At 37.9% G+C, this 20,748-nt stretch carries 18 protein-coding genes; 6 read left to right on the top strand and 12 right to left on the bottom strand.

Features of this window, described 5'->3' with window-relative positions:
• Positions 1 to 171 precede the first annotated feature (171 nt).
• Entirely contained in the window at positions 172 to 2,451 is a 2,280-nt protein-coding gene (locus tag GJU39_RS02155; protein WP_154279042.1) for an aconitate hydratase, read from the top strand.
• 173 nt (positions 2,452 to 2,624) lie between these two features.
• Here GJU39_RS02155 and GJU39_RS02150 read toward each other — a convergent pair whose 3' ends face one another.
• The 3 genes from GJU39_RS02150 to GJU39_RS02140 all read right to left on the bottom strand — a co-directional run bounded on the left by GJU39_RS02150 (position 2,625) and on the right by GJU39_RS02140 (position 6,459).
• Positions 2,625 to 3,152 carry a GNAT family N-acetyltransferase gene (locus GJU39_RS02150; RefSeq protein ID WP_154279041.1) on the bottom strand — a complete coding sequence of 176 codons (528 nt, stop codon included), beginning with the start codon at positions 3,150 to 3,152 and terminating at the stop codon, positions 2,625 to 2,627.
• A 51-nt stretch (positions 3,153 to 3,203) separates the two neighbouring features.
• Positions 3,204 to 4,541: a GH1 family beta-glucosidase gene (locus GJU39_RS02145; RefSeq protein WP_154279040.1), complete on the bottom strand. Its 1,338-nt coding sequence runs from the start codon at positions 4,539 to 4,541 to the stop codon at positions 3,204 to 3,206.
• A gap of 103 nt (positions 4,542 to 4,644) precedes the next feature.
• Positions 4,645 to 6,459 carry a MutS-related protein gene (locus tag GJU39_RS02140; protein ID WP_154279039.1) on the bottom strand — a complete coding sequence of 605 codons (1,815 nt, stop codon included), beginning with the start codon at positions 6,457 to 6,459 and terminating at the stop codon, positions 4,645 to 4,647.
• Between the two features lie 43 nt (positions 6,460 to 6,502).
• Here GJU39_RS02140 and rlmH point away from each other — a divergent pair, with 43 nt between their 5' ends.
• Positions 6,503 to 6,976 carry a 23S rRNA (pseudouridine(1915)-N(3))-methyltransferase RlmH gene (gene rlmH / locus GJU39_RS02135; RefSeq protein WP_154279038.1) on the top strand — a complete coding sequence of 158 codons (474 nt, stop codon included), beginning with the start codon at positions 6,503 to 6,505 and terminating at the stop codon, positions 6,974 to 6,976.
• A 73-nt stretch (positions 6,977 to 7,049) separates the two neighbouring features.
• Positions 7,050 to 7,172 (top strand): hypothetical protein, encoded by a 123-nt coding sequence (locus tag GJU39_RS24040; protein WP_280790403.1) that lies wholly within the window; start codon positions 7,050 to 7,052, stop codon positions 7,170 to 7,172.
• A 53-nt stretch (positions 7,173 to 7,225) separates the two neighbouring features.
• Here GJU39_RS24040 and GJU39_RS02130 read toward each other — a convergent pair whose 3' ends face one another.
• Both GJU39_RS02130 and GJU39_RS02125 read right to left on the bottom strand, forming a co-directional pair.
• Complete coding sequence (locus GJU39_RS02130; RefSeq protein ID WP_154279037.1) at positions 7,226 to 7,768, bottom strand: DUF5606 family protein; 543 nt, start codon at positions 7,766 to 7,768, stop codon at positions 7,226 to 7,228.
• 72 nt (positions 7,769 to 7,840) lie between these two features.
• The gene (locus GJU39_RS02125; protein WP_154279036.1) at positions 7,841 to 8,302 is read right to left on the bottom strand and encodes a peptidylprolyl isomerase; all 462 of its coding nucleotides are present in this window, start codon (positions 8,300 to 8,302) and stop codon (positions 7,841 to 7,843) included.
• 235 nt (positions 8,303 to 8,537) lie between these two features.
• Here GJU39_RS02125 and GJU39_RS02120 point away from each other — a divergent pair, with 235 nt between their 5' ends.
• A complete protein-coding gene (locus GJU39_RS02120) occupies positions 8,538 to 9,719 on the top strand; it encodes an asparagine synthetase B (RefSeq protein WP_154279035.1) in 1,182 nt (393 codons plus the stop codon).
• A gap of 378 nt (positions 9,720 to 10,097) precedes the next feature.
• Positions 10,098 to 10,841, top strand: a complete 744-nt coding sequence (locus GJU39_RS02115) for an outer membrane beta-barrel protein (RefSeq protein WP_154279034.1) — start codon at positions 10,098 to 10,100, stop codon at positions 10,839 to 10,841.
• A gap of 339 nt (positions 10,842 to 11,180) precedes the next feature.
• Here the strand turns inward: GJU39_RS02115 and GJU39_RS02110 are convergent, their stop codons facing one another.
• From GJU39_RS02110 to GJU39_RS02080, 7 genes are all read right to left on the bottom strand, one after another.
• The gene (locus GJU39_RS02110) at positions 11,181 to 11,372 is read right to left on the bottom strand and encodes a hypothetical protein (protein WP_154279033.1); all 192 of its coding nucleotides are present in this window, start codon (positions 11,370 to 11,372) and stop codon (positions 11,181 to 11,183) included.
• Positions 11,373 to 11,443: 71 nt separating this feature from the next.
• Positions 11,444 to 13,528: a glycoside hydrolase domain-containing protein gene (locus tag GJU39_RS02105; RefSeq protein WP_154279032.1), complete on the bottom strand. Its 2,085-nt coding sequence runs from the start codon at positions 13,526 to 13,528 to the stop codon at positions 11,444 to 11,446.
• Positions 13,529 to 13,664: 136 nt separating this feature from the next.
• The gene (locus GJU39_RS02100; protein ID WP_154279031.1) at positions 13,665 to 14,183 is read right to left on the bottom strand and encodes a DUF2911 domain-containing protein; all 519 of its coding nucleotides are present in this window, start codon (positions 14,181 to 14,183) and stop codon (positions 13,665 to 13,667) included.
• Positions 14,184 to 14,219: 36 nt separating this feature from the next.
• Positions 14,220 to 15,911, bottom strand: coding sequence for a sodium:solute symporter (locus GJU39_RS02095; protein ID WP_154279030.1), 1,692 nt, complete (start codon positions 15,909 to 15,911; stop codon positions 14,220 to 14,222).
• A 116-nt stretch (positions 15,912 to 16,027) separates the two neighbouring features.
• Entirely contained in the window at positions 16,028 to 16,462 is a 435-nt protein-coding gene (locus tag GJU39_RS02090) for a putative toxin-antitoxin system toxin component, PIN family (protein WP_154279029.1), read from the bottom strand.
• A complete protein-coding gene (locus tag GJU39_RS02085; RefSeq protein WP_154279028.1) occupies positions 16,443 to 16,664 on the bottom strand; it encodes a hypothetical protein in 222 nt (73 codons plus the stop codon). Before GJU39_RS02085 ends, GJU39_RS02090 begins: the two co-directional genes overlap by 20 nt.
• A gap of 44 nt (positions 16,665 to 16,708) precedes the next feature.
• Positions 16,709 to 19,177: a PIG-L family deacetylase gene (locus tag GJU39_RS02080; protein WP_154279027.1), complete on the bottom strand. Its 2,469-nt coding sequence runs from the start codon at positions 19,175 to 19,177 to the stop codon at positions 16,709 to 16,711.
• A gap of 185 nt (positions 19,178 to 19,362) precedes the next feature.
• Between GJU39_RS02080 and GJU39_RS02075 the strand changes: the two genes are divergently transcribed.
• On the top strand, positions 19,363 to 20,700 hold the full coding sequence (locus GJU39_RS02075) for a sigma-54-dependent transcriptional regulator (RefSeq protein ID WP_154279026.1): 1,338 nt from the start codon (positions 19,363 to 19,365) through the stop codon (positions 20,698 to 20,700).
• Positions 20,701 to 20,748 lie beyond the last annotated feature (48 nt).

The following is a 20,748-nucleotide window of genomic DNA, read 5'->3' as shown; positions in this document are numbered from 1 at the left end:
GACATTATATGGCAATACCTTACTAAGCTTCAGATCTCAATTCCTATTTTACATTTATTTAGAATATTTCCAAATAATACAATGATCTAAGGATGACCGCAAGAGGTGCTTTTTTTTTGTAAATTCGCAGCTATTAGAATAGAAGTATTACCTTTTAACCAATAAAAATCGATGGCTTTTGACATAGACATGATTAAAAAGGTTTATGCAAACTTCGGCCCTCGTGTAGATGCGGCCCGTAAGATTGTTGGCAGACCTTTAACATTATCAGAAAAAATATTATATGCTCACCTTTGGGATGGCGATCCTAGAAAAGCATTTTCACGCGGAACGGATTACGTAGATTTCGCTCCAGATCGCGTTGCAATGCAAGATGCAACGGCGCAAATGGCACTTTTGCAGTTTATGCAAGCTGGCCGCCCACAGGTTGCTGTTCCTTCTACAGTTCACTGCGATCACTTAATTACGGCTAAAGAAGGTGCATCAGTAGATTTACCTCACGCCAGAACAGAAAGTGCTGAAGTTTTTGATTTCTTATCATCTGTATCAAATAAATATGGTATCGGTTTCTGGAAACCAGGAGCAGGTATTATTCACCAGGTAGTTTTAGAAAATTATGCTTTCCCGGGTGGAATGATGATTGGAACAGATTCACACACTGTTAATGCAGGTGGCTTGGGCATGGTTGCAATTGGTGTTGGTGGTGCTGATGCTTGTGATGTGATGGCTGGCTTACCATGGGAGCTTAAATTCCCTAAGTTAATCGGTGTAAAATTAACGGGTAAACTAAACGGCTGGACTGCAGCTAAAGATGTTATTCTTAAAGTGGCTGGTATTTTAACTGTAAAAGGTGGTACTGGTGCAATTGTAGAGTATTTTGGTGATGGCGCCATTAACTTAAGCTGTACCGGTAAAGGTACCATTTGTAATATGGGGGCTGAAATTGGTGCAACTACTTCTACCTTCGGTTATGACGAAAGCATGGAACGTTATTTACGTGCTACAGATCGTAGCGAAGTTGCTGATGAAGCTAATAAAATTGCAGCATACTTAACGGGCGACAGTGAAGTTTATGCTGATCCGGAAAAATATTTCGATCAGGTTATTGAGATTGATTTAGATACTTTAGAACCCTATTTAAACGGTCCGTTTACGCCAGATTTAGCTACTCCTGTTTCTCAAATGAAAGTGGAAGCTGAAAAAAATGGCTGGCCTTTGAAAGTAGAATGGGGATTAATCGGTTCTTGTACCAACTCTTCTTACGAAGATTTATCAAGAGCAGCATCTATCGCTAACCAGGCTATTGCAAAAGGATTGGTAACCAAAGCTGATTTCGGTATCAACCCGGGATCTGAGCAGGTACGTTATACAGCAGATCGTGATGGTTTCTTAAAAACTTTCGAAGATTTAAATGCAACTATCTTTACCAATGCCTGCGGACCATGTATTGGGATGTGGGACAGAACAGGTTCAGAAAAAGCAGAAAAAAATACAATCGTACACTCTTTCAACAGAAACTTCGCTAAACGTGCTGATGGTAACCCCAATACCTTCGCTTTTGTAGCCTCACCAGAAATGGTTGCTGCTATTACAATTGCCGGAGATTTAGGTTTCAATCCACTAACCGATACATTAACAAATGATAAAGGCGAGCAGATTAAACTGGATCCGCCTACTGGTGATGAATTACCTACAAAAGGTTTCGCGGTAGAGGATGCAGGTTATCAGGCACCAGCTGCTGATGGTTCTTCGGTAGATGTTTTGGTTTCTCCAACTTCTCACCGTTTACAATTATTAGATCCTTTCACTCCTTGGGAAGGTACAGACTTAAAAGGCTTAAACCTTTTAATTAAAGCTAAAGGTAAGTGTACAACGGATCACATTTCTATGGCTGGTCCATGGTTAAAATTCCGTGGTCACTTAGATAACATTTCTAACAACATGTTAATTGGTGCAGTAAACTACTTCAACGATAAAACAGATAATGTTAAAAATAGCTTAACAGGCGAATACGGACCTGTTCCGGCAACCCAACGTGATTACAAAGCCGCTAGTATTGGAGCAATCGTAGTAGGTGATGAAAACTATGGGGAAGGTTCATCTCGTGAGCATGCAGCTATGGAGCCCCGCCACTTAGGTGTTCGTGCAGTATTGGTAAAATCTTTTGCCCGTATTCACGAAACTAACCTTAAAAAACAAGGTATGCTGGGTTTAACCTTTGCTGATAAAGATGATTATGATAAAATCCTTGAGGATGATAAAATCGACATCTTAGGCTTAACAGAATTTGCACCAGATAAACCATTAACCCTGGTATTGCACCATGCTGATGGCTCTGAAGAGCAGTTCCCTGTTAACCACAGTTATAATGCACAACAAATCGACTGGTTTAAAGCTGGTGGTGCGTTGAACATTATCAGAGCTGAAGCTGCTGCAAAAGCGGCGCTTTAAGAGACCAGAAAGTCTTTAGTCGGAAGTCTAAAGTCTATATATCGAAAAACCGTTTGAGTTAACTCAAACGGTTTTTTTTTGTGATCGTCTTTGCGAGGAGGTACGACGAAGCAATCTCATCAGCAACCTTATAAAAAAAGAGTTTAAGTGTATCCCATATTTGGATAGTAATTTCAGAAACTCTTTTTCAACCAGTAAATCATTTCTGTATCACTGCTCAATTCTTTAAATGCTAATTTTTGCAAAAGCTTAGCCGAGCCGGCATTAGACTTTAAACAACTTGCTGTTACAGCCCTCACGCCTTGCTGCTGGAAAGCCCAATTCATCAGCCCTTCGGCAGCTTCCAGGGCGTAACCATTTTTTCTTTCGCCTGCGGCTATAGCATATCCCAAATCTATTCTACCATCATGGTCTGGCCGCCCTTTAAAACCAGCATCACCAATAATAGCTAAACCATCCTCTTTAACAATCAGCCATGATTCAAATCCAGTCGGAAGCGTAACAAGTGCCAGGTTTCTCTTAATCTTCGGGAATGTTTCCAGAGCGTCTTCATCTGGCCATCCTTTGCTGTAAACCAGTTTATTTGCTTTCAATAATGCCCCCTCATCATTTTCGATAGACGTTAAAATCTCTGTAGTGAAGGGAATTAAAATCAGTCTATCTGTATAGATGAAGGCCACCCCTGTTTGTAATTTTTTCAAGCCCAATATTACAGCTTATCTGTTAGATTGAAAAGCAAATCAATCTCAAAATTAATTCCGTAAAAACTCCTGCCACCAGTATCCTGAATATTTAATCGTTCGTGCTAATGTTTTAAAATCGGTATGAACCAAACCAAATCTTGCATTAAATCCTTCTGCCCATTCGAAATTATCCATAAGCGTCCAGGCCATATAGCCAGTAATATTGATACCTTCATTCTTCGCCTTCAGCATGGCAGTGAGATACAATTCGAAATACTCAATCCGTTCGGCATCTATTACTTTACCATCTGCAAGTTTATCATGATAAGCTGCACCATTCTCCGTAATCATCAGGTTTTTAATATTTGGGTAGGCAGCGAATTGCTTAATAATCCGATAAAAACTATCAGCATTAATTTCCCATCCCATTGTTGTATGTGGCTTTTTCCTGCTTTTGGCTTTTATTTCCCAGGCCTGAATAACAGGGATAAAGGCGTTGTATTTTATCGTTAAGGGGAAGTAATTCTGGAGGCCGGTAAAATCGAAATCAAATTTCATCCGATCATTTAAACGCCAGGTTCCGTATTCAATTTGAAATTTCTCCAGCAAATCCCAATTGGCCGTGGGAAAGCCCAAACCCTGCGCTGGCTCCACAAATAATCTGTTTATAAGACAATCTACCCGGTTTGCAGCCAAAATATCGTTGTCGCTTTGCGTATAGGGAATAATTTCTGAACAAGAGTACGTGGTACCAATATTAGCCTGACTAACTTCTGCACGTAAGATTTTTCCACCTTCTGCTTGTGCAATTGCGGTATGTAAAACTGCGGGGAAGAAATTACTTAAGCCAGTCTTTCCCGGCGCATGGATTCCCAGCATATAACCAAGTGAGGTAAAACCGAATGGCTCGTTCAACACCAACCAGTTTTTAACCTTATCACCATATTCTTTAGCACAAATACTAACAAACGAATTGAAAGCGGCATTGATACTGAAGCTCGTCCAGCCACCTTCATCTTCGAGTGCCTGGGGCAAATCCCAATGATACAAGGTAATGTATGGAACAATTCCCTGCTTGAGGCACTCATCAATTACATTGTGATAGAACCGGATTCCTTCCGGGTTCACCTCACCCCTGCCGGTGGGCAAAATTCTAGTCCAGGCCATAGAAAACCGAAACACTTCAAAACCTAAAAGTTTAACCAATGCAATATCTTCCCGGTATTGATGGTAGAAATCACAGGCAATATCAAGTTTATGCCCTTTTTTAATTTTGCCGCTTCTTGCGGAAAAGGTATCCCAAATGGATGCCCCTTTGCCATATAACTGCGAAGCACCTTCAATCTGTGGTGCCGCAGTGGCTACGCCCCATGAAAAATCTTTCCCAAAATCACTTGCTTTGATCATCTTATCAATTGATTGACCGTAAGTTGCAAGTTTACTATTAAGAAATCATTAACAATTAAATTCCGCGGGAAGTTTTCTGAAGAAAACTCATCAGTCTGAAAGGTTAAGATAACGATAAACCAATTTCTTTAAGCAAAATTGCTGCATTAAAGGCAGAACAAGGACCTTGTTTTAATTTATAATCAAACTTCATCTCTCCTTCTGCAATTTGAATATCGAAGTGAAAATTACGCAACGTTTTTTCATGATCATTTTTCAGGTCTGCCAACTGCAAATCGTGGGTAGCAAACAATGCAGGGGTTCGCTCAGCAATCAGTTTTTCTACAAAAACTTTTGAGCCTAAATACTTGTCACGGCTATTTGTTCCGCGTAACATTTCATCAATTAGAACAAAAGTATCTTTATCAGCAACTACATGATCTAAAATCATCTTCAGGCGATTTAATTCTGCCTTAAATGTAGAAGTGCTCTCATTCAGCGAATCTTTAATTCGCATGTAGGTGTTAATCGAAAAAACAGATAAACTCATGGATTGGGCACACACAGGTGCACCAACATAAGCCAAAACCATATTAATGCCCAAAGTACGCAGGAAGGTACTTTTCCCGGCCATGTTTGATCCGGTTACAATATCCACCGTTGGCTGATTTTCCAGGCTGAATGAATTATTTACCCTGATATCAGGAGAGATTAACGGATGACCAATCTCCCTTGTACTAAGTGTAAATTCATTGGTAATTTGCGGAAAAACCCAGGCCGGCTGATTATGAACCAAAGTAGCAAGGGAAATTAATTCTTCAAAATCGCCCAGGTGGTTCAATGCAGAAATTACATCTTTTGATGATGACTGATACCAGCGATCAAGGCTAATACAACATTTTAAATCCCATAAAAGTAATGCGTTCAGCGCTGTACCTACCACAATATTTAATCTTGCATCAAAACTTTGAATAATCCTGGATAGATTTTTTATTTCTACACTTGCCGGCGTTTTAGATTTAAATAAAGCTGAAATATAAGTGCTGGTCCATTGGTGTTTCTCCGTCCATAAAATGGCTTCGGCATAACCATTTAGCAGATTCGATCCACCACCAAAACTATAAAACACCTTATTTATCTTCGAATTCTGCAATACAATAAAACCAATGTTAATGATAAGATAAAGAATAAGGAGATTCCAAAATGCACTGTTTAAAAAAATGGCAGCCAGAATAATTGCACCGGAGATGTACGGTACAACCGCAACATAAAATTTCAGCAGCTTATTTCTTACAAAACTGAGCTGTTCGCCTAGCTGCGACTTCAACTGCAATTTGATTTGTTCAATCTTTTCTACATCATGGCCGTGAAGATTCGCCCTAAAATCAAATGTATCGTTAATTTTAGTATGCATTTCTTTTACCGCTTCCTGGCGTGCCAGGATGTGATCTCCAGAAGATTTATTAGCGAGGTTTTTAGCCAATAATTCTTTTCCGTTTCTGGTGTAACACCGATTCAATAAACCATATAATGAGGCATGACCAAAAATATCAAGATCTGAAGTATAAGCATGCGTTTCTGATTCGAAAGCCTTACCATGATCATAACCATTAGCAATGCCATTTAGCACGTTCCATTCATTTTGATAAACCCAGAGTAATTGTTTTTGATAGTCTATTTCCCGATCGAGTTTACTTTGCTTTTTTACAATGAGTGCAAAAACAAAAACAGGCAGGATTAATAGAACCTGAACAAGCGTTCTCCATTCGTCATCAGCAGAATTTAGAAGCAAAACAAAAAACAAAATCTCAGCAAGGAATAGTCCTATCCGTACAAAAGAAAGCTGGTCTATTGTTTTTTTTGTTTGATCTATCCGATCACTTACATCGGTAATTTTTTGGCTGTAGCCAGATATTATTTGTGCTTGAGTATTTAACATTATCTTTGATTCGCGGAAAACTCTAAAGATAACAAAATATTAAATGAAGATCACTTTAATAGCCATTGGCAAAACCGAGGATAAGTATTTGATCGAGGGGATTGATAAATATATTAACCGCCTGAAGCATTACATTAATTTCAGTTTCCTACCTATTCCGGATGTTAAAAATGTAAAAAACCTGAGTGAAGCACAGCAAAAAAATAAGGAAGCAGAACTCTTACACAAACAAATTAATAATGGTGATGTTGTTATTTTATTGGATGAGAAGGGCAAAAAGTACACCTCAGTTGATTTTTCAACTTACCTGAATAAGCAAATGATCGGAAGTGTGCAGCACCTCATTTTTATTATCGGAGGGCCTTATGGCTTCGATGAAAGCATTTATAAAAGGGCAAATGGTTTAATCTCCCTATCTGACATGACTTTTTCGCATCAAATGATCCGGTTGTTTTTTGTGGAGCAATTGTACCGTGGATTTAGCATCCTAAAGGGCGAACCTTACCATCATGCCTAAAATATAAAACCAAATTTAGTACGAAAAGCACTATGGAATTAGAATTCCAAAATCATCATTTAATAAAAAAGACATGTTAGATAAATATAAACGCCAATACCGCTACAGAAGTAATCAAAGTGGCAACAATAGAATGTTATGGATTAGTATTATCATCTCACTGGTAATTGTGGCAATCCTTTACTATTTCTTTTAAAGAAAAAGCACCAGACAGGCTGCCTGGTGCTTCTAAAATTTTTAGCAAAAAGCTTAAACGCCTTTCTTACTGGTCATGCTGGCTTTCTTAGCAGGCGCTGAAGTTTTTGTAGTTGCTTTAGCACTGGCCGAACCTTTTGAACTTGAAGATTTCTGCTTTTTATCAGCAGCAACTTTTTCTTCAGCCAGGCTTACTTCTGCAGGAGAACCTGGAGTTTCCGGAGTCTCTTCTGTAAATAAAGGTAAATCTTTTAGCAGGTTGTACCAGGTAATAATTTTCTTCATATCAGAAGCATAAACCTTTTCCTGATCATGACCAGGGGCAACTTCTAAAAAATAAGTGCGTAAATCACCTTTTAAATCTGGTGTAGTACCTTTCTCAGATATTTTAGCGAAGATCTCTGATAATTTGATTTCTTCATCTTCACCATATACCGTAATATCTTCTAACGAAGCTAATTTTGTATTGGTGATATTGGCTACAACTTTAGTTTTCTGAGCATCTAAACCCTCTAAAATGTAACCCACTTTATTTTGTCCAACCAGTTTAAATAAACCTGGTCTGCCGGATACGGCAACAATTCCTCTTAAATTCATAATATTTTGTTAAGCGGTTAGCGGTTGGAGTTTAGCGGATTAAACCACTTATTGCCAAACGCTCAACGCGTTTTAATCTTCGATTATTTCAATTCCTACAATTTTATCTCCCTGGCGGATATCATCCACAAGATCAACATTTTCGATAGCTTTACCAAAAACAGTATGGTTACGGTCTAAGTGTGCTGTGTTTGCTCTGCTATGGCAGATGAAAAACTGAGAACCACCAGTGTTGCGACCAGCGTGAGCCATTGACAATACACCACGATCGTGATATTGATTTTCACCATCTAATTCACAATCTATTTTATAGCCCGGGCCACCTGTACCTGCCAAATGTGCTTTAGCCGGATCTTTTGAATTCGGACAACCGGTTTGAACCATGAAGTTCGGAATTACACGGTGAAAAGTTACACCATCATAAAAGCCTTCATTCGCTAATTTTTTGAAGTTTGCAACTGCTTTTGGAGCATCTTTTTCAAAGAACTCAACAGTCATATCACCTTTTTCGGTTTTTATTATTGCTTTACTCATATCAATTTTGGGTACTAAATTTAATTTTTAACGCCTTAAAAAACAATTCATTTTTTAAAGTAAAAGGCAAAAATAACAAAATAGTATTACATCTGATATTATTAAATTTTTCTAAACAGTTTAAATGAGGTATTTTAGTATTTTAAGCGAGGTCATTTTGAGAAAGAAATATTATATCCTATTGTTTTGTCTGTTTTGCGCACTCAGTGTTCGGGCTTCTTCCCTATTAATTTATATGGACGAAGATCAGAAAAACCACCTCAAAGCTTATGGAATTGCCTACTGGACGATCAGTAAACAGGTAGAAGTAGATTGGCTTTTAAACTATCGGGGCGGAAGTTTTCTGATCAAGTACAATAAAAGTGTTGAGGATGAATTAAAAATCAGAGGTGTTTCTTATGAAGTAATGGCTGATGGTAAAGTAGTGAATCTTTTAAACGAGATCAGTGACCCGTCAGTAAACATGGAAATGGTTAAGCTGGAGAAAACACCTAAAATTGCGGTTTACTCTCCTAAAAGTAAATTGCCCTGGGACGATGCCGTAACCCTGGTACTCACTTATGCTGAGATTCCTTATGAGGTGATTTATGATGATGATATTATCAATGATAAACTCAGTAAATACGACTGGTTACATCTTCACCATGAAGATTTTACCGGGCAATATGGTCGTTTCTGGTCTAACTTCAGGTATGCAACCTGGTATCAGGAAGATGTGAAAAATCAGGAAAAGTTAGCAAATCGCCTGGGTTTCAAAAAGGTTTCTGAAATGAAGCTTGCTGTTGCGAAACACATTAAAGAATATTGTGCCGGAGGTGGCTTTATGTTTGCCATGTGCTCCGGAACGGATAGTTTTGACATTGCTCTAGCCGCTGACGGCGTAGATATTTGTGCACAGATGTTTGATGGTGATGCTGCTGATCCAAATGCACAGGCAAAATTAGACTTTAATAAAACATTGGCTTTTCAAAATTTTAAGCTGGATAACAATCCGATGAATTACGAATTTTCGGATATTGATGTTACCCAGTTTAGAACACTTAACCAAACGAACGATTATTTTACCTTGTTTGATTTTTCTGCAAAATGGGACTTGGTTCCTAGTATGCTTACCCAAAACCATGATAAGGTAATTAAGGGCTTTATGGGACAAACCACTGCCTTTAAAAAAAGTTTAGTTAAACCAAGTGTAACGGTATTGGGTGAAAATAAAGGTGCTGCGGAAGTGAGGTACTTACATGGAGAGATTGGTAAAGGACAGTTTACATTTTATGGAGGCCATGATCCTGAAGATTATCAGCACGCAGTTGGCGATCCTCCAACAGACTTAAATTTACATCCTAATTCTGCGGGGTACCGCTTAATCTTAAATAATGTACTTTTTCCGGCAGCGAAGAAAAAACCTCAGAAAACTTAAATCACATCATCACTATAAAAATTGATGGAATGTCATATTTAATCAGTTTTCAAATTCGTTTTTCTGTTAAAAAATTAGTTAAGACTAGAAACTGTTATTAAATACTAACCCGCTAAAAGTTGGTTTATGAGTCGAAAAGCGCTCGCTTTTCAATAGATTCCTGATTTGTATACAATTTACAACCCGGTATTAAAGAAAAGCAAATCTGCTATTTCTGACAAAATTTATTAAAAAAAGAACCTGATAGCCAATTCATTAGTGCCGGATTTATTAGTGAGTTAAAGACTTTGGCACAGCTTTTGGAATTGAGGCTGGTAATTAACAATAGGTTATACCTTAAATTTTAAACAAGATTCTTTACCTAAAAGAAAAAATATCATGAAAAAATTATTATTAAGTGCATCAGTATTATTAATGGCAACAGGTGCTTTCGCACAAACAACAACAATGACAGGTTCGGATGCTAGATTCGGAATTAAAGCAGGGGTTAACTTGGCAAGATTCCACACTAGTGGTGGAAATAATGAAGCCTTTAACGACAATGTAAAAGATAACGTTGGTTTCAATGTTACCGCATTTGCAGATTTTGGTGTGGGAAACAACTTCTTCATCCAACCGGGAATTTCCTTACAAAATAAGGGTGCAAAGTTCGAGTCGACAAATGTTGTAACGGCTGCGAATATTACTACTACAACAATTTCTAGCAATAAAACTAGTTTAATGACTATTGAGGTTCCAGTTAATGCAGTATTTAGAATCCCTACTGGTGATGCAGGAGCGATTCAAATCAGCGCTGGTCCGTACATTGGTTTCAACGTGTCTGGAAAAAACAAATTAGAATCTACTGCTACTGCGGTTAATAATACAAATAACTCAAGTTCAACAATCACAAGTTCAGGTGAAAATGACTTATCTTTTGGTAGTGCAACTGATAAAAACTATGGCAGCACAGAATTTGGCGCTAATTTTGGTTTAGCTTACCGCTTAAATTCAGGTATTTCTGTTGGTGCTAACTATGGTTTAGGTCTTACAGATTTAACACCAAAAGACAGAAGAGCAAATAACAACGATAACAAATTAACTAACCGCGTATTAGGTTTCTCGGTTGGTTATTCTTTCTAAGAAAAATTAAAAATTTAGTCAAAACCGTTCTGAATAATCTCAGAGCGGTTTTTTTATATCATATAAGCTGATTAAAGTTTTGACAACTTTAAGATCAAAATCGCTGGTAAGTTGTCAAAGCTGAATTGTAAGTCGATGCAAAGTTTTGACAACTTTAATTCTTGTGGGGAAAACTAAGTTTATTAAAGATTCTATCTACAAAAGATACTGCGGCAGTCTTAGTGCGCCAACGCCCGGGTATTGCGAATAGAATTTGCTTCTTCATCAATGTCAAAAATTCAGGTTAAAAAAAATGTCCGCTTAGTGATAAGCAGACATTTCTATTTTGTTATGAGAAATCTACAACAACCCGTATAAACCGTGCGCATATGATCTTAAAGATGATGATACACTCTGCATTTTTTCTGGTGAAGGACCTTTAACTTTATAAGCCTCCGGGTGTAATTCCAATGATTGATCGTTTAATAATTCTGAGGTGTTTTTATTGCTCAACGTAGCATGCTGTTCTTCGCTTATTTTTAATGGGGCCATGTTAATAAATTTTATATCAGAATAACATGCCTATTAAAAATATGTTTGCCATCTCAACATAATTTTTATAATTAGTTTTCAATGGATGAAATCCAGTTCTCCGTATCAGAAACTTTAACAGGCTCTGCGGCAGAAACAATTTTTAATACACCACCCGCATTGATTTCATCCTGCGTAATGTAATTCCTTTTGAATGGTTTATCATTTAAAAATACAGCCTGGATATACTTATTTTTCAGGTCAAAATTTTCTGTTTCTATTTTGAAAGTTCTTCCTTTTGGTAAGTTATAAGTTAAAGAAGGGAACAGAGGAACATTCAAATAATACACTGGCCACCCTACGCAGGCCGGAGAAAACCCACTGGCCGTAAAAACATACCAGGCACTCATGGCTCCGGCATCATCATCCATTGTTCTTAAATAGGCTTCCGGCTCATTTTTATAAATCTTTCCGATGTAAGAACCAATCCCCCGACTATTATCATTAAAATAATTCTGAATTACCGTATCTGCAGCTAACTGATGCATCCAATATTGAGATTTGTAACCCGCCCGGGTAACGTTATACATCAATGGTACCTGCAAATCAGGCTCATTGGCATGATTATATAAATCTTTGGCGAAAAATTCATCAAGGTGAGCGAGGTAAGCTTCTTCCCCACCATCTAGCGTTATTAATCCTTTAACATCATAAGGTACAAACCAGCGATATTGCCAGATGGTTCCCTGATATAAACCCCGGGCCTGCATCCGGTCTACATCATTCTTATTTAAATCTTTGAAATCTTTATTCCAGTATTTCCGGTATTCCAAAGCCTTATTTTTATAAAAATCAGCCCGCTCTTTATTTTTTAAAATGGCAAATATCTCTGCTAAAGCCCAATGATCATAACTTGTTTCTAAAGCTTTATCCGGCGATTTATAATCCAAACCATTTACTTCCTTAACCAGCGAGTCTGCTATTTTTTTGAAATCAACCGGATAACCTTTCCGGTAAGCATCTAAAAGCACCACAATGGCATGCTCAGAACGGACGGTATTGGAAGGCTCATTCTGCCCCGCATAATCCTTTTTGCCCGACTCGTATAGTTCAGCGATCGATGATACCATTCCTGCATATTCACTTTGATTAATGAGAGATAACAAAGGCAATTGAGTGCGGTAATTATCCCAGATGGCCCATCCATTATAATGCACTTGTTTATCTTTCTTAAGGTCTCCTTTCGTGTTTCTATACTGCCCGTTCTTCTCCGAAATTACGTATGGCGATTGCATGGTGCGGTACAAGAGCGAATAAAACAACCTCGCATCTGTTACATTGCCCTTCACTTCAATCTTTTTTAAATTCCGGTTCCAATCTATCGCACTTTGCAATTTAAATTGATCAAATGAGTTTTTGTTAATTGCTGATGCTGCCGCTTCTGCACTGACAGACGATAAGGCCACATTAATTTCTGCAACAACAGCGTCTTCAGGAAGCATCAGCACCAACTGATGATTGCCATTATCTTTCCACGAGACTCCATCTACTACAGATAGCGAATAATAGATTTTATATTTCCCGACGCTGCAGGTCGTTTTGGAGGTAATCCATCCGGTAACCGTATTACCTTTAATCTGATGCTGTTCATCCACAAACGCATTATTAAAAGCATAGCTTAGATCCAGATAAAAACCCTTATTGCCTTTTGGAAACTGATAAACATGCTTTCCGGCATTACCTAGAACACTTAATTCGGCGCTTATTTTGTTCTCAAAACCTACCGCATAATAACCCGGACTAGCCTTTTCTGTAACTTTCAACAATTCTGTTTTCGAAGGATCATCACCTAGAAAAGGCTTAATTAGTATATTTCCTCCAGAACCCTGACAACCTACCCCCTCAAAACGGTTATGTGTAAAGCCTTCAAATTTCTTGGCCAGGTGCTCGTAACCCGTATGCGTTTTTGGATAAGTCTGCGGCCCGATACTCAACATGCTAAATGGATAGGAAGCTGCAGGTGACATTTGACCATGATCTCCTGAAGAACCCAAAAATACATTAACCAACGCTACAGGTTGCTTTCCATTAATAGAGAAGTTGTCTTTACTTTGCTGAGCTAAAACGTTTAACTGAGAAAGCAGCAGGCAGGACATTAGTCGGATAAAAATTTTCATTATGTGGTTTTAATATCTGACTAAAATAATATTTTAGAATGAAGTTAGGGTTATGTTATCTTTTCTTTACAAATACATCTGGCAACAAAAAAGCCATTCCGAAATCGGAATGGCTTTTAAAATGATTGTAATTTTCTTATTTAATTGATACAGGAACAGAAACCTTATCCCAATCTAAAGAGAAACCTGCTTTAGTGATTTTGTAGACTAAACGCTCTTGAGTCGCTTTTAATGGTTTTACTTTAACATCAACACGTAAAGCATCTTTAGCTTCTTCATATTTATAAGCACCCCATTGTTTTGGCTCTTTGTTAAAAACAGCTGTCCAGGTTCCGCTTTCTTTAGGAACTAAAAAGAAACTATATTTTCCAGCTGCTAATGGTTTTCCTTCTACCATAATATCTTTATCAGTTTCAAAAACTGTAGCTTCATTTGCACCTGCACGCCAAACTTTATCGTATGCCTCTAAGCCGCCAAAAATTTTACGCCCTTTTACTGCCGGACTGCTGTAGTTGATGGTGATGGTTGCCCCTTTTACTTTTCCGGTTGCAGTAGCTGCCGGACTTGGTTTTGGCTGAGCTTCCTGTGCCATTGCACTGGTTGAGACCGTTATTGCCGTTAAAAGCAATGTAATAGATTTAATGATCGTTTTCATATTAGTATAATTATTTGTTTTTGTTGTTTTTTGACTTTACGAATTTAGTGCTTTGGGGCGATAAAATAATAATCCTAAAGTCGAAAAAATGATTACCGCAGCCGCTCCGATTACATTTAACCAGAGAAAAGAGACAATATCGAATTCATAAACGGCAACTACGGCAATTTCTGATAAGATGGCAGAAATAAATACCAGAGCACCATCTATCTTCTTAAAATAAAATGCCACCAGGAAAATACCCAGAATTGGTCCGTAGAAAAGTGAACCCAACACATTTACGGCTTCAATCAGCGAACCCATTTGTGTGGCGAACATGGCTACTGCGATAGAAAATATCCCCCAGGCCAGGGTATGCAATCTGCTATATTTCAATTCTGTTGCATCATCAATTTCCTTTTTACTGAAAATTAAATGTACATCCTTTAATGAGGAAGATGCCAATGAGTTTAACGCTGCAGAAATAGAGCCCCAACTTGCCAGAAAAATTACTGCAAATAATAATCCTATCATCCCAACGGGCAACGTACTCTTTACAAAATAGAGAAAGATATAATTGGTATCTGTTTTTTCTGCATTGAAATTAGATTGATTAATAGCCTCTTCCACCCTGCCATGTAATGCTTTAACATCATTTTGAGTGGCTTTGAAATTTGCAATGGATGTATTTAAGTTAGGTGAATGACTTTCTCTTTGTGCCAGGATAGCCTGAGACTGATAATTGAATTTCTTAGCCAAAGCCTGATGTTCCTTCTCAAAAACTGCCGCCTGCTCTGGCTTTGTTTCTTTTAGATATTGGTACGATCGCTCATTAAAATAAATGGGTGCTGGTTTTAACGAAAAGAAAGCAAACAGCAATGCACCAATTAAAAGAATGGCAAATTGCATCGGTATTTTAACCAAACCATTTAACAATAAACCCATCTTTGCATTGGTATTATCTTTTGCAGTGATGTATCGCCCTACCTGGCTTTGATCGGTACCAAAGTAAGAAAGCGCCAGAAAAAAACCACCAATTAATCCACTCCAAATGTTGTATTTATCTTTCCAATCGAAGTCTGTGGTAATGACATTTAGTTTCCCGGATTTGCCGGCGAGATAAAGCGCATCGCTAAATCCAACTCCATTTGGCATATTTTGCACCAATAAGTAACCTGCAAAAGCTATGGTGCCTAATATGATTAAAAACTGTAATTTTTGCGTGTGGGCAATGGCTTTGGCGCCACCAACATAGGTGTAAATTAAAAGAATCCCACCGGTTAAAACATTTGTTAAATAAATGTTCCAGTTTAATGCGCTTGATAAAATTATACTCGGTGCATAAATGCTGATCCCGGTAGATAAGCCTCTGGAAAACAAAAAAAGCAAAGAAGTTAAAACTCTTGTTTTTTTATCAAATCGGTTTTCCAAATACTCATAAGCGGTGTAAACATTTAGCCTTTGAAATATTGGAATGAAAGTAATGCAAATCACAATCATCGCCAATGGCAAACCAAAATAATATTGCACAAAGCGCATTCCATCGGTATAGGCTTGCCCGGGAGCTGATAAAAAAGTAATGGCACTTGCTTGTGTAGCCATAATGCCCAGCAACACAATGTACCAGGGCATTTTACTATCTGCTTTTAAATAAGATTCGTTACTTTTTTGGCCGCGGCCGATGAAAACTCCGTAAACCACAACGGCTGATAAGGTAAAAATGAGTACGCACCAATCGATAGTACTCATGCCCAATATTTAGTAAAAAAATAATAAAATACTATCTGGAATACCAACGCGAGTGCAAGTAAAATATACCAGGCGTTCCAGTTTTTGAGCTGATTTTTCATTTATTTCAACAAAAGTTATTTCTCCACGATTTGTATAAAATCTTCTTCCATAAACCTGGAGATCATAGTAATTTTAGTTTTTTCAATGTAGTTTAAGATTAGTAAATCTTTATCTCCAGTTAATAGAAAATCTACATGACCATCTACGGCTAAAGAAAGCAGAAAATTGTCTTTTTCATCTCTGCAAAGATTTATCTCCGTTTTAACTTTAACAAATTCTGCATACTCGTCTATTGTTTCCAGTAATTCTTCTAAATCTTGAATCTGAAAATACCTGCGAAGTTTTGGTCGTTTAACCACCTCCAAAAATTCATTTAATAATTCCTTGCTAAAAATTAAAACAGCTTTTTTTGAAAAGATGATTTCGTCGAGTTTAGAGAAGTCTTTAGTAATTAAAAAGCTAATCCAAAGATTAGTATCAATAATAATTCTACTTTTCTGATTTTGCATAACGCTTAAATCGTACTATTTCCACCTCATTGGTAATTTCTTCAATTGTAGGGACCGATTTAGATTTAGACCTCAGTTTTTTAAGGATATCTGCAAAACCATTTTTAGAAGTATCTTGAATTGCGATAAGATTTAAGGCAGCCAAGTCTTTTAAAAGCCTGGTAGCTTTAGGGTTTAATATATCAATTCGCATAGTATCCATATTTCAAATTTAATGAAAAGAATTAATTATTACTACTAAAATGCCTATTTACCAGCCGATATAAAGTTAAAAAACAACCTTGTTGCCCCAACATTGCCAGCAGGCAACTGCCTGAAAAATGCCAACGGCGAATAAATAAAGTTACCTTTTCCGTACTTCGCATACAACGTTGATCCTTTTAAAGGCTCTTCTCCGGTATCGTTCATTTCAAAAAGTGGTTCATATTTATCATCCCATTTATCCGGAAAATAAGCCCCACGCTCCTGCACCCAGCCATTAAAGTCTGCTGCAGTAATTTTATTCGGATAGTTTAACAATTTATGATTTGGAATCAGGAATTTAACTACAGCATTTTCTTCAGTAACCCTTTTTCCGCTGATACTAAAAGGATAAATACCAAAATCTGTTAGCGCCATATCCTGGGTGGTGTTGTATTGCATCACAATAGTTCCCCCATTTTCCACATAGCTTTTTAAAGCAGGTTGCCAGTTTTTGATTCGCTTTTCTGTGTTAATTACCCTGACACCGGTTACAACAGCATCATAAGTGGCAAGCTTTAAAGGATTAAGAATATCTGCTTCCGTTAACACATCAACCTGCAAACCAGCCTGACGTAAAAACCCTGGAATTAAATCGCCCGCACCCTGAATATAACCTACTTTTTTAGCAAGGACTTTTACATCACCTTTTAACAGCCAGGTAGCCGCCGGTACAAAATATTGTAGGGAAGGTAAATGAGGATACTGAATCAATACCTGTCCTTTATTGAAAGCGTTGTTCTCTGCAGAAAAAACCGCCTCCAGCTTATTCTGACTGGTTTTAATTTTCGATAAATCTTCCGCAGGAATTAAAAAATCTTTAATGGTAACGGTATTTTCCGGCAAATTAATTCCGGTAAAGGTTTTGAGAGTACTGTTTCCTATTTTGAAACTTACACTTCCATAATTGATATTTTGATTAGCTTTTAAGCGTAAAGTAACTGATAATCCCTCCTTCTCTTTAGCGAAATAAACAGGCTCAGCAAAACTTAAGTCGAGCGCAGGAACAATTCTGAGCTGCTCTACCACATCACCTTTAACCGGATCTAACTTTTTAAAAGATAGCGGCAGTTTCACGGTAAATTTCTCCGTCCCGATTTTAAGTGCCAATGTAACATTTAATACAGACTCGTTTTCGGCTAAACCAATTAAGGTATCATTCGCTACACTAAAGGTAGCGGCATTTTTTGCGGTTTTTTCCAACCAGTAAGGTTCTGTTAAAGCTGCTCCTGCCGGAATTTGAATTTTACGTTCGATGGTTAGTAATGAATCTCCGGAAACTTTCCGGTTTAGATTATCAGTCTGATTAATCCAGTTTACCTGCTCCAGCAATACCGGAGCAGCAGATCTTGCAATCACATTTAAACGGAAATTATAACTGTTACCTGCTATGGCTTCTGCCTGGTTGGTTACCACTTCACCCATAAAACCTGTACAGCTTAAAATGATATGATCAATTGCAGCTGATTTATCTTTTCTGAGGTTTGGATCTTGCAACTCCGAAATCTTTTTGCGCAACATGAGCAGGCTATGTAAACTCTTATCAGGATGGTTATAATCGAAAGACAAAAGCACAATATCGATCAATTCATCCAAATCATTCACACCTTTTTCAGACCAGTTCATGGGAATTCTATCAAACAATGAACCTTTAGCCGGATCGCCTAAAACTGGTGTAAAATATTCTGTTCTCACCCCAGCTACGGATTGTGTACCTGCACCCTGACTTTTATGTAAACTCCGGCTTAAACCAGCCAACTCACCGTAACCCATTCCCAATTGGGCGTCATACTGACCAACTGTTGCTTTCATTTGGTTTTCGGCTGTGGTATTTACCGAGCCAAAACGAAAAGTATTCCAAACCAATCTTTTGGGCTGCCAAACATTAACATATTTAAGCTGACCGGGGAAAGCAGTTTTATCTCCGGCGAGTTTAAATGCCTTTTCTGCCACTACCGCTGAAGCCGCGTGTTGTCCGTGCCCGGCCGCAGCTGTTGGTGGAAACCGACAGATAATCACATCTGGCCTGAATTTTCTAATTACCCAAACCACATCAGCAGTAATGCTATCTGCGTCCCATTGTTTAAAGGTATAATCTATATTTTTTGAGAAGCCAAAGTCAATGGCACGTGTAAAAAACTGCTGTGCACCATCCAGCTTACGTGCTTCTAAAAGTTCGTGCGTTCTGATCAAACCCAGGGCAGCACCTTGTTCGGTACCCAATAAATTTTGTCCGCCATCTCCTCTTGTCAGCGATAGATAACCGGTTTCTACATTTTGCTCATTAATTAGCCAGGAAAGTAAACCTGTATTTTCATCGTCTGGGTGGGCAGCCAGATAAAGCACCTTCGGGAGATGCTTAAGCGTTTTCAGCTCCCGGTAAATTTCTGAAGATTTTGCTGGCCTAACTTGTTGGGCAAAACAGAAATTTACAAAAATACAAAGGGTGAATATAAGGGTTAGTCTTTTGAACATTAGAATTTGCTTTGGCTAGCAAATATGCTTAAAATGGTTTTATTTAGCGCATTTGGAAACGAAAAAGGTAGAAAAAGAATATGATAACGATTTGTTTCTACACAAATTACTTTCTGGTGATGATGGAAGAATTTAATAAAAAAAATCGATCTCAAATCTTTAATATTGCATTATAAATTACACCTATGAACGGGATCATCCTCATCATTGATGATGAAAAAAAAATCAGCAGTCTACTTTCCAGAATTATAGAATTGGAGGGGTTTAAAACCTTACAGGCCGCCACCGGCAAAGAAGGCTTAAAGCTGTTAAAAAACAATGATGTAAGTATTGTCATCAGCGATGTGAAATTGCCTGATGTAAATGGCGTGGCCATGGTTAAAGATATTAAACTGCTGAAACCTTATGTGGAAGTAATCAATTTAACCGCTTACGGGACCATTTCTGATGGTGTTTTAGCCATTAAAAATGGTGCTTTTGATTACCTGGTTAAAGGCGATGATAACGATAAGATTATCCCTTTGCTCTATAAAGCCATTGAAAAAGCCAATCTGCAACAGCGTGTAGCGGAATTATCACAGAAGATTGCCGGTAAACATCAGTTCAATACCATTATCGGACAATCGAAAAAGTTAAACGAAGCGATTGATTTAGCAAAAAGGGTGAGCCAAACGGATACAACCGTTTTGCTTTTAGGCGAAACCGGAACAGGAAAGGAAGTTTTCGCACAATCTATTCATTATGAAAGTCTGCGGGCGGCGAAGCCTTTTGTGGCTTTAAACTGTAGCGGATTTAGTCCTGATTTGTTAGAAAGTGAACTATTTGGCTATAAAGCAGGTGCTTTTACCGGCGCAAATAAAGATAAAAAAGGCTTATTGGAAGAAGCCAATGGCGGAACATTATTTCTGGATGAGATTGGTGAAATGAACCTCGATTTACAGGCCAAGCTTTTGCGGGTACTGGAAAATCAAAGTTTTATTAAAGTTGGAGATACGCATACGCAGCAGGTAAATGTTCGCATTTTGGCAGCCACAAATAAAGACCTGAAAGCAGATGCAGCAGCTGGAAAGTTCCGTTCTGATTTATATTACCGTCTTTCGGTTTTCACCATTATGCTTCCTCCCTTGAGAGAAAGGAAGGTTGATATTCCGCTTCTGGCAAAATTTTATTTAAAGGAATTTGCGATCAAATCCAACCGGACTTCACTGCGCATCGATGATAAAATTCTGGAGATTTTTGAAAAACATCATTGGCGGGGAAACATCCGGGAATTGAAGAATGTAATGGAGCGCCTGGTGATTTTATCTGATGGAGAAGAGCTAAACTTATCAGCCCTGCCGTCAGAGTTTTTTGAACTTACACCGCTTCAAAACGATTTTAATCTCCAGCAGGTTGAAAAACATCATATCCAAAAGGTTTTGATCCACACCAAAGGCAACAAAACCGAAACTTCGAGGCTTCTGGGAATCGGACTGACAACACTTTACCGGAAAATAGAGGAATACGGGATTTTAGAAGTATAAAACAGCATCAGGCAAAGGTCTTTTAAGAAATAATTGTTAAATTTGTTA

The sequence above is a fragment of the Pedobacter petrophilus genome (genome assembly GCF_009674725.1).
Taxonomy (GTDB): Bacteria; Bacteroidota; Bacteroidia; order Sphingobacteriales; family Sphingobacteriaceae; genus Pedobacter; species Pedobacter petrophilus.
This window is presented reverse-complemented; position numbering and strand designations above follow the sequence as displayed.

Excerpts from the sequence above, each read along its gene's own strand:
- GJU39_RS02095 (WP_154279030.1), bottom strand. The coding sequence starts at position 15,911 with ATGAGTACTATCGATTGGTGCGTACTCATTTTTACCTTATCAGCCGTT.
- GJU39_RS02125 (WP_154279036.1), bottom strand. The coding sequence starts at position 8,302 with ATGAGTAAAGCAATAATAAAAACCGAAAAAGGTGATATGACTGTTGAG.
- GJU39_RS02105 (WP_154279032.1), bottom strand. The coding sequence starts at position 13,528 with ATGAAAATTTTTATCCGACTAATGTCCTGCCTGCTGCTTTCTCAGTTA.
- GJU39_RS02120 (WP_154279035.1), top strand. The coding sequence starts at position 8,538 with ATGGACGAAGATCAGAAAAACCACCTCAAAGCTTATGGAATTGCCTAC.
- GJU39_RS02110 (WP_154279033.1), bottom strand. The coding sequence starts at position 11,372 with ATGGCCCCATTAAAAATAAGCGAAGAACAGCATGCTACGTTGAGCAAT.
- GJU39_RS02155 (WP_154279042.1), top strand. The coding sequence starts at position 172 with ATGGCTTTTGACATAGACATGATTAAAAAGGTTTATGCAAACTTCGGC.
- GJU39_RS02145 (WP_154279040.1), bottom strand. The coding sequence starts at position 4,541 with ATGATCAAAGCAAGTGATTTTGGGAAAGATTTTTCATGGGGCGTAGCC.
- GJU39_RS02115 (WP_154279034.1), top strand. The coding sequence starts at position 10,098 with ATGAAAAAATTATTATTAAGTGCATCAGTATTATTAATGGCAACAGGT.
- GJU39_RS02130 (WP_154279037.1), bottom strand. The coding sequence starts at position 7,768 with ATGAATTTAAGAGGAATTGTTGCCGTATCCGGCAGACCAGGTTTATTT.
- GJU39_RS02140 (WP_154279039.1), bottom strand. The coding sequence starts at position 6,459 with ATGTTAAATACTCAAGCACAAATAATATCTGGCTACAGCCAAAAAATT.
- GJU39_RS02100 (WP_154279031.1), bottom strand. The coding sequence starts at position 14,183 with ATGAAAACGATCATTAAATCTATTACATTGCTTTTAACGGCAATAACG.
- GJU39_RS02090 (WP_154279029.1), bottom strand. The coding sequence starts at position 16,462 with ATGCAAAATCAGAAAAGTAGAATTATTATTGATACTAATCTTTGGATT.
- rlmH (WP_154279038.1), top strand. The coding sequence starts at position 6,503 with ATGAAGATCACTTTAATAGCCATTGGCAAAACCGAGGATAAGTATTTG.
- GJU39_RS02075 (WP_154279026.1), top strand. The coding sequence starts at position 19,363 with ATGAACGGGATCATCCTCATCATTGATGATGAAAAAAAAATCAGCAGT.
- GJU39_RS02080 (WP_154279027.1), bottom strand. The coding sequence starts at position 19,177 with ATGTTCAAAAGACTAACCCTTATATTCACCCTTTGTATTTTTGTAAAT.
- GJU39_RS24040 (WP_280790403.1), top strand. The coding sequence starts at position 7,050 with ATGTTAGATAAATATAAACGCCAATACCGCTACAGAAGTAATCAAAGT.
- GJU39_RS02085 (WP_154279028.1), bottom strand. The coding sequence starts at position 16,664 with ATGGATACTATGCGAATTGATATATTAAACCCTAAAGCTACCAGGCTT.